We start from the raw sequence: 13,483 nt of genomic DNA on the forward strand, positions 1-13,483 counted from the left end.
TATTAGGTAGTTGAAGTAAAGATATCCTGAAGGTTTTAATGATGCTGATAGCACAAACGCCGATCTTATGGAAAAATAGTAAATCCTATAATTTTGTTAGCGCTGTGTGGTCTTAGGGTAATAAAACAGAGGTTAAAAAATGACTTAATGATTAAAACGGAGGGGAATTTATGCTTCAGATATCTAAATCATATTTGCATCCTATTCATCATTATGCATATAATCCAGCGAAAGGGATACCTGTAATAACAGGAGTTGCATATGTAATTCCAGATCCTATATTACCAAGTAGACTTTGCTATGAAGTCACTTACTCTGATGGGGAAATTGATTATGTTCCTTTTTTAGATATAGAACAAAGAGTCTATAAAATATCTGCATGTAATTCTATTTAAAGATAAAAGAAGACCACACACATATGTGATAAAAGCTTGATTTGATTAAGTATAGTAGACACAAACTATGAGGTAAGTGGGTGGGAAATTTGTCCCTTTATAAAGTTATTACAGAACAAAAAATAACTAAGAAAGTGTTAGTGGTTGTTGAAGCTAATTCTGATGAAGAAGCGTTGGATAAAGTGCGATGCAGAGATATTATATCTGCTGAATCAACTCTTGATACGACTATTGATGAATATATTCCACTTATAGCATATAAGTATTGATGTGCATTCCGAAGTTACTTACCAGCTGCCTCTTGTACTGAAAGGAGTTGAAGATTGTTGGAAGTGGAAAAACTATACGTAATTATATGTGGAAAAGGATATGTAAGATTTAATTTAGATGGCTCAATGATTGGGTGTAGACATAAATCATCTATAACTACTGAAGGGCATTTAAGAAAGCTACCATTTAATATTGAAATAGCAGTAGCCAGTGGAATTATCAAAATCGAGGAGATATTGATGTAGATATTATAACCACATGAAAGCCCGATTTTATAAAGAGAGGAGATGAGATGAATGTACGAATACTGTAGTGAAGAAAATAAGGAGAGTGACCTTTGTGGCTCGGATGGAGTTGTATATGATACTGAAAATAACAACTATTATTTATTTGCAGAACACTTTAAAGATGAGAAGGTGAGAATTGATGTAAAGTATTGTCCAGAATGTGGGACATGTCTAACAAAATAAATCATATTAATAAATATATACAAAATTAAATCAAAGTGTTAGAATGAGGTTGTAGGACAAATACATATGATTGGGGTTGGAAAATGAATATTAAAGGAATAAAAAGACGATTGCAGGAAGCACATCAAAACTTTATTGCCTCTATTGATAATGAAGAAATTTCTAAAATCATTAACGAAAACTCATTTATTACTGGGGGAGCAATTGTATCATTGTTGCAAGATGAAGAACCTAATGATTATGATTACTATTTTACTGATATCGAATCGTGCAAGAAGGTTGCAGAATACTATGTTAAAAAATTCAACAAGGCAAACAGAAACGAATTTGATGTTGAAGTTAAAGAATCTGAAAACGGTAGGGTCAGCATATATGTTCCAAGCAGCGGCATAGCAAAGAATAAATACATAAAAGGATTTAAACCAGTGTTCTTATCAAGCAATGCGATCACATTATCGGATAATGTTCAATTGATTACTAGATTCTATGGTGAACCGGATGAGATTCATGAGAATTATGATTTTGTACATTGCACTTGCTATTACCGACCAAAAGGAAATGAGCTTATTTTACCACAGAAAGCATTAGAGTCGCTGATAACAAAGGAATTAAAATATGTTGGCTCTAAATACCCGCTGGCTTCTATTGTACGCGCTAGGAAGTTCATTGAACGTGGATGGAAGATTAATGCTGGGCAGTATCTTAAGATGATTCTACAGTGTGGAAAACTTGACCTGAGTGATGCTTCAGTGTTGGAAGATCAGCTAACCGGAGTTGATCTGTCTCTATTCAGAATGGTAATTGAAGCAATTAATCAGAAAAAAGAGTCTGAACCTAGTTTTGACTTTCCGATGGATTGGATTACTGATGTTATTGATAAAGTCTTTGATGAAGAAGATTTGAATGAATATATACATAGCAATGACAATGATGGTGAGCCTGATAATGTATTTGGATGATGAAAGTTCTGTTTTATCAAGATGAAAGGAGGGGATTAGTTTGACATTTGGAGTTAAAAATAAAAGCAATATATCAGGAAAATATTACATGTCAATATAGTTTGAATTAAGTCCTTGTGATAAGCTTATCTCAGCTGACTCACAGGGAGGAAAAATGTCGTGTTTGTTGAGAACGTTAGTCAAATCTTACATAATATTGCGATGCTCGAAGTTTATAAAAATACAGTAAATCATCATTTTTATATCGATATAATTAGAAAAGGTAAATGTATTGTTTTTCTAAAAGAAAATAATTCAATATCCTTTGTACCAAGTCGCTTTGTTGGTTACCTAGATAATGATATGGAAAAACACATTAATAACTCTGGTAAGCACGGAGGAGACACTAACATTGCAATCAGAAGAATTCTTGGAAAAGAAGAAGAAAATGAACGGATAGAAGAGTTATTCATGAAATTCTGTTCTGATAATGAAATAACTCCAGACAAAAAGCAGAGGAAATTTTGGACAATTGATTTATCGAACAAAGAAGGGCAATTAATTAATGACATTCTAGAATTAGAAAGCATTCATCCTATCACAACTAGAGAGAGTCTTTCTTTAGCAAGAATAGGTCAAGGAAAGTTTAGATCATCGTTAATAGATTATTGGGGTGGTTGCGCAATTACTAATTGTAAAACACATTCTCTTTTGAAGGCATCGCACATTAAACCATGGAAAGACTCTAATAATTTAGAAAGACTTGATGTTTTTAATGGTATTTTGCTTATGCCCAACTATGACACCTTATTTGATAAAGGACTGATTTCATTTTCTAACAAAGGTCACATTATAATTTCGCCTTCATTATCTTCCAATGATATAAAAATAATTGGAATAAAGAAAAATGCAAGCATTAATTTTGAAGTGAAGCATCAAGATTATTTAACGTTCCATAGAGAAAATATTTTTGATAAATAAATATGAGAGGTTGAATTAATATGAAAATAGCACTAATCAGTTGTGGAAAGAACAAATTATCTAATAGTGCGGCAGCGAAGGATTTGTATATTGGCGACTTGTTTAAGAAGGCAAGAAAATATTCAGAGAAGCATTACGATCAGTATTTTATTCTTAGCGCTCTGCATGAATTACTTGATCCAGAAACAAAAATTGATCCCTATGATTACACTCTGAATGATCTTTCTAAAGAACAGATTATTTCATGGTCAAACAATGTACACAAACAGATTATTGAGATTATTGATGATAGTAAAGAAGTTGAAATTTCGATTTACGCTGGCGATAAGTATCGTAAATTTCTGGTTCCATTGCTAGAACAGCATGGAATTAAAGTTAATATTCCGCTGAAAGGTTTAGAAATTGGTAAACAACTAGCTTGGTTTAAAAAGAACATTGGAGAGTGATTAATTGAAACTATATTTATCAAAATGCAACGACAGACTTAACACTAAAGAATTGAATACCGAGTTTATTACTGGATGTGTATGTCTTAATCCTAAGTATAAAGGAATAACCATAAAGAATCCGAATACTAAAATTCTAATGGATAGCGGAGCATTCCAAGATACAGACAAGGATAGTCGTATCAGTGTAGAAAAAGCGCTTGAACGTCAGTTGAAACTGGAAGAGAAGATAGGGATGATTAGTGAACGTATTGTAGCATATGACCATATTGGAAATGTTGAGGATACAATTAAGGCCAATCAATATCTTGCTTCCAAACGCGAAGAGTTAAAGCCTAGACAATTGGTTTTAATGATTCAAGGAGTGACATTAAGAGATTACATTCATTGTCTGACTGAAACATTGAAGATTGCTTCTCCAGAAGACTGTATTGGTCTTGGCGGCGTAGCAATGTCGGGAAGAATAAATGAAGTCAAATTTAAACTTCTTGATTCAATCAAAATTGGATTACCGATTATCTATAATAGTAATGTGAAAGATATACATATATTTGGAGTTGGAACATTTAGTGTTTTAAAGGAAGTTGCATACATAAAAGATCTTCTGAAAATGACAGGAATTAATGTAGATGAGTTAAATATTAGTTGCGACACTTCTGCTTTTGAAATCATGTCTACTATGGGAAACGTTGTAGACGAAGAGCAAGAAAAGTGGGTAAAAGTATTCTATAAGGGGCAAAAATATACAGAGTATCATCCAGCAGACTTGACTATTGAAAACAGCAATAAAGCAGCCAAGATTATAAATAAACTTTAGAGGAGAGATTTTATTAATGATTAGAATTTTGTTGTATATTGTTGGAATTATTATTGCAAATGTGGTAACTGCAAGTTTTGCGCCAGTGGTTGCATGGGGCTTTATTGTACCAATGGGAACTTTCTTTATCGGAGCAACATTTATCTTCAGAGATTTAGTTCAACAAAAGTTTGGTCGTAAAAATACATATCTGATTATTATTCTGGCATTGATCTTGTCTGCATTGTCTTCATGGGTATTAGGAGACACACTCTGGATTGTCTTTGCAAGTGCTATCTCATTTGTCTTTTCTGAAACATTTGATACAGAAGTATTCACTCGACTTAAGGGTTCATTCCAAAAGAAAGTTCTTGTTAGTGGCATAGTAGGAGGAACAATTGATTCTGCATTGTTTGTAGTCGTTGGCCTATCTCCACTTGGGGCAGGATTTATTCCTTGGAATGCACTGGTGTATGCGATTCTAGGTCAAGTAGTTGTTAAAACGTTGATGCAGTTCATTGGATATCTGATTATCAAGCGATTCATCACAAATAAGTAAGAATTCATAAAATATGGTCCAAAACGTTGATTTATAAGGATTTTTTAGATCATATTTCAGCATGAAAGAGGTATTTTATCAGAAATACAAAAAGGAGAATACATATTTGAAAAAAGTTAAGATAACTGAGGAGCAACGAGATGCACTTATGTATGTTGCTCAAACCTATAATTGCGAAGAAATTGTTAAGAAGCATTCATCTATGCAAAATTTTTGGATTAATGCTAAGTGGGATAAACAGATGAATGTTGAGAGTTTAAATCCATTGAGTGTCGATGAGGTTATTAGAGCACTATATATAGGATTTGATGTAATAAAAACTCCATCAGAAAAGCTAATAGATTGTTATACCAATTACCTAGATCACTTCCAATCACCGTACAAGTTTAATGAAGATGAGAAGAGGGGATTTAGGTTGGGAGTATCAGTTGCATGTTTTGTGCTTGATGAAAAAATTAAAGGCATTGCTGATTAATAATTAGTATACATAACTTACCGCTAAAAAAGTATATACCCAACTGATATACTATACAGTGGGTGATGAATATGTTTGTATCTCCAATGCTATTACAGTATGCAGAGGATAATAAACCATTTGACGATGATAGCCATATAACTGAACTGAAATGGGATGGCATTAGACTTGTTCCTTCTAATATAAACCGTCCTAGATTATATACAAGACACGAGAATGAGATAACAGGTAACTTTCCAGAACTTATAGAATCCATGCCAATCCCTAACGGAACCATATTAGATTCTGAGTTAGTTGTAGCTAATGCTGAAGGGAAAGCTGACTTTTCTGCAATGATGGAAAGGTTCCACTCTAATAAAAGCAAACACAAAGTTACAGTGGTCGCTTTCGATATTATCAAATATAAGAATAGAGATTTAACAGGTTTACCATTGATCGAACGGAAGAAGTATCTTGAAGATTCTTTTGTTAATAATGATTACTTTGTAAAATCTCATTATCTGATTGGTAACGGAATCGAGTACTTTGATTTAGTTAAGCAGCAAGGTCTGGAAGGAACGGTTCAAAAGCATATTGATTCCAGATATGAAGTAGGAAAGAGATCGTCAAGTTGGAAGAAAGTCATCGCTTATGATATGGGCGAATTCTTCATTGTTGGGTATCGAAAGGACAAGTTTGGGTGGTTGTTGTCAGATGGTAAGAGAATCGTAGGTTCAATGGAGTTAGGAGTTGGATCAACTGAACGGAAAGTAGGATATAAGATATTTCAACAACTTAAGCTCAATGAGACGAAAGATACTGTATATCTCCAACCACTATTAAAGCGTGTTGTTAAATATAGAGGATATACCAAGAACAATTTGTTGAGATTGCCTGTGTTTGATGAGTTTGTTATCTGAAGGAGGTGATTAGTTGGCTGAACGGCTATTGAAATGTCCTATTTGTGAGCAATATGGACATAAGGTAAACATGATCCATGAGGTGGATAAGCGATATTACCATAAGGAATATTGTCATGGTAAGTGGAAAGCGAATAAGGAAGCAACTAGGATTGAGAATCAACAATGGGATGATTTATACCAATATATAATCAAGCTGCATGACATCGTTGTATTGCCGAAGGGGAATATAACAAGGCTGAAGGATTTGAGAGCTGGATTTGATACTAAGAGTGGTAAGAGAGAACGAAAATGGCGTACTGGACCAGATTACGAACTGATGCTTGATGCTTATAAGTTGTCCGAAGATAGTGTAAGATGGAACATTGCCAATAAGCTTGATGGTTCAAACAGTGTTAAGGCTATCAATTATTGTATTAGCATTATGATTGATAAGTTAAATGAAGCTTATGCTAAAAGGAAGAAAAAAGAGCAGAGTATAGAACAGTTTGAGCGTACAAAAGCAACTACCGACGACAAAGAAATTAGACACATCAACTTTAATAATAAAAATACGAAAACTGATGAAATGGATATATCGAGTTTTCTGTAGGAGGTCTTGAATAATTAAATACATAGATGAATTTGTCTTACCCTCAAAAATACATGAGTCGTTATTTGTTGGATATCTCTGGAGCACACCTTCTTTATATGAAAAGTATAGGAACCATGAGATATCGCAAGAGACATTTACAGAGCCGATTTGGTGGTATTTTTATTACATTGGTAACGAGATGTATGCCAATAGTATAAGAAAATTTGATGATAAAACCGTATATTCGTTTTTGACTTCGAGGCCAGTAGAAGTCAATCGAAAATCATATTTTGATTATTATAATGAATACGGTGGTTACAGTTCTATCGATGAATTACTAGAAGAGTGTGAAAAAGATAAGGGCAATGATGACTATCATTTCTCAGAAATACAAAAGTATGAAAGTTTGAGAAAATTCCAAAGTGAAAGCTTAATTGATGTAACGAATAAGGATTTAATAGGAAAGCTAACAAGAATGACACTAAAACAAATGCAATCATTTTTTCAATTTAAGACAAGCTCAATATTCTCACATATTAACTGTGGTGAGGTAGTTGAATATGATCTTGGAGACGATCTTGATATCGCAATTGACAAAATGAATCAGGGCGAGGCTATGGGTATTCCATTACATGATTCTCCAAGACTAAGTAAGAAGATTAAGGGATGGCGCAAGGGCGAACTAATGTATCTTATTTTGAGTTCTGGAGTCGGAAAGTCATCTATAAGCATGGAGAAATTCGTACTTTCTCTCTATGAGAATGAAGAAAGAGGCATGATGTTTGTAAATGAAGAGAATATCTGGAAGACAAGGAACCTTGTTTTGGCAACAGTTTCATCAAAAATATTGAATAAACCTATTAATCGTGAAAAGTTAATTGAAGGAAATTTTGAACAGAAGACTCTTGATAAATTAAACGATGCAAAAAATTGGGTTCTGAAATTTCCAAAGAATCATATAAAATTTTACGACTTGAAAAAATACAGAGTCGAAGATGTTATTAGTCGCATCACAATGATGAAGCCACTCAATTATAACTATGCTTTACTTGATACTTTTAAACCTAGCGCTTCTGCTCAAGAATCGGCAAGGTGGGAGTCGTTTAGTAACGCAGCTCAGAATATTTTTGATTGTATTAAACCCGAGGCAAACAATGTGGGGCTTCTTGCAACGGTTCAGTTGAAGATTGGTAAGGAGTATCGCTATCTTGATCTAAGTGCCATAGGGAAGTCATTAGAGATTGCTGAGGTTGCATCAGTTATCCTCATGGGCAGGTTATTATTCGCAGACGAAATGCCGGGGAAAAAAGAAGAATTAGCTGCTTATAACTGGGAGAAGAGTGACTTCGACGGTAAATGGCATAAAAAACCATACCCTCTAGATCCTGAGAAAACCTATATGATAATTTTCATTTCTAAGAATCGTTCGGGCGACCTATCAGAGCAAATTATCTATGAAGTAAATTACAGTATCAACAGTTTTAAAGAAGTAGCATACGCGCAAATGGGTAAGAAATCTAATTCGATGTTTTAATACATAGCAGTAAATACTCCTATGGAGGAGCTTAAATGAGTAATAATGATTTAAAGTTGATTAAAGATAAGATTATGGAGGATGAAAAAGTAGGTGAACTGCTTGAACTTATGGGTTGTGAGCATGTCGATAAAAAGAATAATCGGTATGAAGCACAGTTGCCAATAAAGTTTGAGTCTCCAAACAAAAGATCTGTACAAGTTTATCTTAATGAGAGTATGTCTAGCAGGATTAGAACGCTTGGAGAATCAGATATTGACATATATGGTTTGGTCTCATACATAGTATTTGATAAATTTCTAGAAGAAGAAAGACGTAGTAATTTACCAAAGTCTAAGCGATGGATATGTGAAAAACTTGGGTATACAGAGTTCTTAAATGGATCGTATACTCCATTACCCACATCGGATCATCTTAAATGGCTTAGAGAGGTCAAAAAACAGAGAAAAAAGAAGCGTAATTTTGACAACATTGAGAACCAAATTTATGGTGATGAGATTCTAAGTGAATTCATTATGCTGCCACATCAGAAGTACATCGATGAAGGTATTAACTATTTGACCCAGATGGAATTCCAAATTGGATATGACATTAAGAGTCAAAGAATCATTTACCCTATTCACAATAGTTATGGGGACATTGTGTCTATAAAAGGTAGAACAATTTTAGATGATTATGAGGAACGAGATATTTATAAGTTCCTCTACCTCATCAACTTTAACAAGATGGTTGAACTTTATAATTGGCATCGTGCATTATTTTATATTGTTGAGAATAAGGAGGTGCTGATATACGAAGGCGAAAAGAGTACTTGGTTGAGTAGCCAATATGGTTTTCGGAATTGTGTAGCTATAAGTGGAGATGATTTAAGTGACAGGCAGGTTAATATGATTAAGGAGCTTGGGAACGAGATAGAGATTATTATAGCTTTAGATAAAGACAAATCAATTGAAGCTGTAAAAAAGCAAGGAGCTAAGTTTGGCAAGACCAGAAATGTATATGCTCTCTGGGATAGGGATGGGTTGTTTAATAATAAAGATAGCCCTACTGACTTAGGCGAAGAAGTGTTTAAGAAGTTGTATAACGAGTATAAATTCAAAATACATAATTGAGAAACCCTTGATTTTTATTGGGTTTCTTGAGCTACGAAACATTGTAAAATATAGGTTTTATCAAAATATAAAAAGGGAGTGGATTATGAATACTTGGCTCAAGGAATTAGTAAAAACAAAACAGCCTAAGATTAGTACGCTAAGCGATGAGGAAACAAAGGCGTATAAAACTGGACTACAAATGCTTGCGATTTCTGTTTGTGAAGGTTTCTTTGATATTCCACCAGTTTCAAATGATAGATTTGGCGATACTGGGTTGTTTTATGAAATATCATATTATAGCTCTGATCAACTGTGGACATCAGACAATCAGAGAACACTTCTGGTTGTTTGGGAAACCGTGAAGAATAAATCATCTTACTGCCCTTTGCGGATTGACTTTAAATTTGTTCTCACTGAAGATTCTGTTGATTACTGGCTATATGTATATGATCAATCGGGTGAAAAAACTGTAAAGTGGGAATTAGCAGCGAAAGAAGGAAACAATCATTACACTACGATCCACGAATATGAAACGATTAAACTGTCAGAGTTAATAGGCTATAAGGAGGTTAATTAACATGTCATTTTGTGCTCATGGTCATGGTCAAAGTTGTTTCTATTGCGAGGATTGTGGCTGTCACTTTGGAATCGAATGCTTAGATGTACCTGAAATCGTATTCTGTCCAAGATGCGGTAGTGATGACACGACTTCGACTAACGAAAGATTGATAGGAGACGTTTATCGTGAATATGATTCGGTAGAGGAATATGAAGAAATTCAAGAATATTTCTTCATAAAATAAAGATTTTACGTAGAACTACTTGGTAATTATGTTTTCAAAGAGTTGTAAAAATAAGTGTTGACTTTGGTTATAATAATAAATATAATGAAAATACGATAACAGAGAGGGATGATGATGTTGTCTAATAGTTTACCAGATGAAGAGAAGTTAACCGAAACGGAGGAGATAGATGAAGCCACTCACATTAAAATAATAGCGAATGACTACAGGGGATTACGAGGCTGTAATCTTATAGAAGGTAGAATATACGATATCAAACGAAGATTCGGAAATCCCATATTTACGAATGGCGATGTATATATTATAGATGAAGACGGTGTTGAGTTTAGTGGATGGGGAATAATTGAAACTAAATTTTATAAGTAAAAATATATACATATAATAATATTGGTGAATTAAATATTGGGGTCGATAAACTACAGGCGACCCCTCATAAAGCTAGAAGAAAGATGGATTTCATCTAAAGATAATGGAGGAAAAAACATGAGTAGAACAAGAGGGTATAAACTGTTCCACTTATGTGTTAAGAGGATCTGAAAATCTATATCAAAACCACAGAGGAGGACGGACAATGAATCAAACTCACTAAGACTGGCAGCTTAAACTGGTTGAATATGCTCATGAGTATGATTTGGGAGTAGAAGATATGATGAAGTTACTGAAGGCATCTGGCTGTATGTAGATTGCAGAGAATAGTGGTTTTAAATCTTACACAGAATCTGATTTGCGAAACATGGTGTACCGAAACAGAATACAATGATCCTGTAATTGATTATCCATAAGTTTACAAAAACTAAAAAATTTAAGTGTGAAAAAACAAAGACATTTGGAAATAGAAGAAGAACACTCAACTAGGAAGAGATAGAGAATATATATTTATCATGTTTGAATAATTTTATCAATTCTAGTATCAGGAATAAGGAATGGTTTGGGTGCACTAATATTTACTGAATTACTTATCGAAACCACTGTACTTTGCTCGACTTGTCTGAAATTGAGTAGTTCGGGTGTTGCAATTATATATGAAGGAGTACTAAAGGAAAAAGGATTTCTTGGATTGTTGTTCCGATATGTGTCAAGTCTATTTCCAGAACGCGAGAGGCTGTAGACTACATTATCTACGGCGCTAGTAACATAATAGAAAATGTCATTGGAGTCAAATGCTATATCAGAAGGAGAATTTATTCGTGAAATAAATCTCTGAGCACGAGGAGTTGAACCACTTATGCTCACAACTTCTATCGTATTATCAGTAGAACAGCAGACATAGGCGAATAATCCATCCTTGGTAATTGCCAGACCCGTTGGGCCTTTATGAATCAGAAGCTCGGTACGTTGTGAATTGGTTGAATATGGACTAACTATCATAGTGATACTTGAACGCTCAAAATTAGTGCAAATCAATTTTTGTCCATCAGGAGTCAATTCCATGAAATTAGCTCCTCCTACTGGATATCTTGTAACAATGCTAAAAGTTTGTGGTTCATAGACAACAATTTCGGTCTCATATGAAATATAAATAGCATTACCAGATGGCGAGGTCTTTATTGAAAGTGGATTCCTTCCAATGGAAAATTCAGATGGACTAGCAGTAAGAGTAATCATATCAATAAATGTCACAGTTCTAGATTCCCGATTTAAGACATAACAAGCTATGCCATTGGGGTCGACTGCAAGACTTACGGGATATCTGCCAACAGGAATTTGTTTAAGCAAAGAACCATTTGTGAGACTAAAAACACTGACTGTGCTAGATGTAGAATTTGCGACAAAAAGTCTACTATAATCTGGTGATGCGACTAGGGCAGAAGTTCCTCTTTGCATTGTTGATAAGGTAGAAAATAAATTATCTGGTCTGATTGCTGACACTGTTCCGTTACCTCGATTTGTAACAAACAAAAAACTCATTAGTTTTAATCCTCCATATGCTGAACTTTTATTTAGTATATGTGCCTAATTGGGCGGTTGTGAATAAACGAAATTTCGACCTAAAATATGTAAGGTTAACAAAATTAGAATTTCATAGGGAAAGGAGTTGTTATATATGAAGAAAATCAAATTTAAAGGTGTAGTTAGCGGAGATGGAGAATCCTTTTGCTTTGATGTAGACAGGAATACTTTTATCGCTGTAACAGAAAGAGAACCTGAAAACTGGGAAGATTACCAATCGGGTGAGTATGTTGAAGAAAATGGTGAACTGAGGTTTGTTCCTGAAGACTCAGATAAGTGTAGATTGTATCCCAATGATTTATTTGGATATTCAAATGAAGTAATTCAAGTAGAAATAAAAATAAGTTAAGAGGTGAAATATGAAAAAAGACTTAATCAAAAATGGAAACTATTACATACTCTTAGAATACCAAGATAACAAAAGAGTGGCACTAAGACTATCTGAGACTCCTGATTTAGAGTTAATCCCTGAACATCCTGAACTAGTTGATATTAAACTAACGGACGTTTGTCATATTGGTTGTACTTGGTGCTATCAAGATTCTCGTTCAGATAGTATGCATGGGAAATTGGAAACAATTAAAACGGTAATAAAATCATTGAATCCTAAAATTACTGAAGTTGCCTTTGGGGGAGGTGATGTATTACAGCATCCAGATATTGCAGAAATTTTGAAGTTTTCAAGAGAACATGGTTTAAATTCATCCAACATCACAATGAATTGGCAAAGTATTATGCGTTATCCTGATAAGGTTAAAGAGGTAATGCCACATTTAGATGCAATTGGTGTTTCGATTACTGGCAGAGGACAGATTAGAAAAGTTGTTGAAAGTCTTAAAGAAATTAATAGTTACATTCCATCAAGAATTTGTTTTCATGTCATTCCAGACTTATACAACAAAGAATTGCTGCTAAAGATATTGGCTGAGGTTAAAGAGGAATCTCTAGAAAGTGATGTATTATTTTTAGGATATAAGACAAACGGCAGAGGTAAAAATGTTACACCAGTACATAATGAAAACATGAAAGAGATTTTTGAATACATAATTAAGAACAGAATTTCGTTGCAATGTGACACCAAATTTGTGAAGGACTATCTAGAAGTTGTTAAAGAAGTTAGCAGTAAGCTTACTTACGACATTAAAGAGGGCGAATATTCCATGAACATTGATTGTGTGGAAGAGTTTTACTCTCAATCAAGCTACAATTTAGAATTTCAAGGGAAAATCACAGAAGACTTTAATATCACAAAAGCATTTAGCGAAGTAAGAAAATATGGAAACTTAAAAACAAACTAAT

Annotated in this window: 19 protein-coding genes; 18 read left to right on the forward strand and 1 reads right to left on the reverse strand. The window is 33.9% G+C overall.

Translation table 11 applies throughout. The features are described 5' to 3' along the window. The first annotated feature begins 170 nt into the window (after nt 1-170). The 16 genes from MHB37_RS12595 (at nt 171) to MHB37_RS12670 (ending at nt 10,600) form a co-directional block, all read left to right on the forward strand. Complete coding sequence (locus tag MHB37_RS12595; RefSeq protein ID WP_405169403.1) at nt 171-395, forward strand: hypothetical protein; 225 nt, start codon at nt 171-173, stop codon at nt 393-395. An 80-nt stretch (nt 396-475) separates the two neighbouring features. Further along, nucleotides 476-664, forward strand: a complete 189-nt coding sequence (locus MHB37_RS12600; RefSeq protein ID WP_405169404.1) for a hypothetical protein — start codon at nt 476-478, stop codon at nt 662-664. Between the two features lie 57 nt (nt 665-721). Next, complete coding sequence (locus MHB37_RS12605) at nt 722-910, forward strand: hypothetical protein (RefSeq protein ID WP_405169405.1); 189 nt, start codon at nt 722-724, stop codon at nt 908-910. 51 nt (nt 911-961) lie between these two features. Beyond that, entirely contained in the window at nt 962-1,135 is a 174-nt protein-coding gene (locus MHB37_RS12610; RefSeq protein ID WP_405169406.1) for a hypothetical protein, read from the forward strand. 83 nt (nt 1,136-1,218) lie between these two features. Further along, nucleotides 1,219-2,094 carry a hypothetical protein gene (locus tag MHB37_RS12615; protein WP_405169407.1) on the forward strand — a complete coding sequence of 292 codons (876 nt, stop codon included), beginning with the start codon at nt 1,219-1,221 and terminating at the stop codon, nt 2,092-2,094. Nucleotides 2,095-2,253: 159 nt separating this feature from the next. Continuing rightward, on the forward strand, nt 2,254-3,054 hold the full coding sequence (locus MHB37_RS12620; RefSeq protein ID WP_405169408.1) for an HNH endonuclease: 801 nt from the start codon (nt 2,254-2,256) through the stop codon (nt 3,052-3,054). Between the two features lie 20 nt (nt 3,055-3,074). Next, the gene (locus MHB37_RS12625; protein WP_405169409.1) at nt 3,075-3,500 is read left to right on the forward strand and encodes a DUF6884 domain-containing protein; all 426 of its coding nucleotides are present in this window, start codon (nt 3,075-3,077) and stop codon (nt 3,498-3,500) included. A gap of 4 nt (nt 3,501-3,504) precedes the next feature. Next, nucleotides 3,505-4,317 carry a hypothetical protein gene (locus MHB37_RS12630; protein ID WP_405169410.1) on the forward strand — a complete coding sequence of 271 codons (813 nt, stop codon included), beginning with the start codon at nt 3,505-3,507 and terminating at the stop codon, nt 4,315-4,317. 19 nt (nt 4,318-4,336) lie between these two features. After that, complete coding sequence (locus MHB37_RS12635) at nt 4,337-4,855, forward strand: VUT family protein (RefSeq protein ID WP_405169598.1); 519 nt, start codon at nt 4,337-4,339, stop codon at nt 4,853-4,855. 106 nt (nt 4,856-4,961) lie between these two features. After that, nucleotides 4,962-5,330 carry a hypothetical protein gene (locus MHB37_RS12640; RefSeq protein ID WP_405169411.1) on the forward strand — a complete coding sequence of 123 codons (369 nt, stop codon included), beginning with the start codon at nt 4,962-4,964 and terminating at the stop codon, nt 5,328-5,330. Nucleotides 5,331-5,401: 71 nt separating this feature from the next. Further along, nucleotides 5,402-6,229 carry a DNA ligase gene (locus MHB37_RS12645; protein ID WP_405169412.1) on the forward strand — a complete coding sequence of 276 codons (828 nt, stop codon included), beginning with the start codon at nt 5,402-5,404 and terminating at the stop codon, nt 6,227-6,229. Between the two features lie 13 nt (nt 6,230-6,242). Beyond that, complete coding sequence (locus MHB37_RS12650) at nt 6,243-6,821, forward strand: hypothetical protein (RefSeq protein ID WP_405169413.1); 579 nt, start codon at nt 6,243-6,245, stop codon at nt 6,819-6,821. A gap of 181 nt (nt 6,822-7,002) precedes the next feature. After that, nucleotides 7,003-8,337: a replication protein gene (locus MHB37_RS12655; protein ID WP_405169414.1), complete on the forward strand. Its 1,335-nt coding sequence runs from the start codon at nt 7,003-7,005 to the stop codon at nt 8,335-8,337. A 35-nt stretch (nt 8,338-8,372) separates the two neighbouring features. Further along, nucleotides 8,373-9,449: a DNA primase gene (locus MHB37_RS12660; protein ID WP_405169415.1), complete on the forward strand. Its 1,077-nt coding sequence runs from the start codon at nt 8,373-8,375 to the stop codon at nt 9,447-9,449. 85 nt (nt 9,450-9,534) lie between these two features. Next, nucleotides 9,535-10,008 carry a hypothetical protein gene (locus MHB37_RS12665; RefSeq protein WP_405169416.1) on the forward strand — a complete coding sequence of 158 codons (474 nt, stop codon included), beginning with the start codon at nt 9,535-9,537 and terminating at the stop codon, nt 10,006-10,008. A 334-nt stretch (nt 10,009-10,342) separates the two neighbouring features. After that, a complete protein-coding gene (locus tag MHB37_RS12670; protein WP_405169417.1) occupies nt 10,343-10,600 on the forward strand; it encodes a hypothetical protein in 258 nt (85 codons plus the stop codon). Nucleotides 10,601-11,113: 513 nt separating this feature from the next. On the opposite strand, the gene MHB37_RS12675 is transcribed toward MHB37_RS12670, so the two are convergent. Next, nucleotides 11,114-12,142 (reverse strand): YncE family protein, encoded by a 1,029-nt coding sequence (locus MHB37_RS12675; protein WP_405169418.1) that lies wholly within the window; start codon nt 12,140-12,142, stop codon nt 11,114-11,116. A 136-nt stretch (nt 12,143-12,278) separates the two neighbouring features. Between MHB37_RS12675 and MHB37_RS12680 the strand changes: the two genes are divergently transcribed. Both MHB37_RS12680 and MHB37_RS12685 read left to right on the forward strand, forming a co-directional pair. Next, nucleotides 12,279-12,533, forward strand: a complete 255-nt coding sequence (locus MHB37_RS12680; RefSeq protein WP_076127687.1) for a hypothetical protein — start codon at nt 12,279-12,281, stop codon at nt 12,531-12,533. Nucleotides 12,534-12,543: 10 nt separating this feature from the next. Further along, nucleotides 12,544-13,482 carry a radical SAM protein gene (locus MHB37_RS12685; protein WP_076127689.1) on the forward strand — a complete coding sequence of 313 codons (939 nt, stop codon included), beginning with the start codon at nt 12,544-12,546 and terminating at the stop codon, nt 13,480-13,482. The last annotated feature ends 1 nt before the right edge of the window (nt 13,483 follow it).

Source organism: Paenibacillus sp. FSL H3-0286 (genome assembly GCF_045040705.1).
Lineage (GTDB): Bacteria > Bacillota > Bacilli > Paenibacillales > Paenibacillaceae > Paenibacillus_AQ > Paenibacillus_AQ odorifer.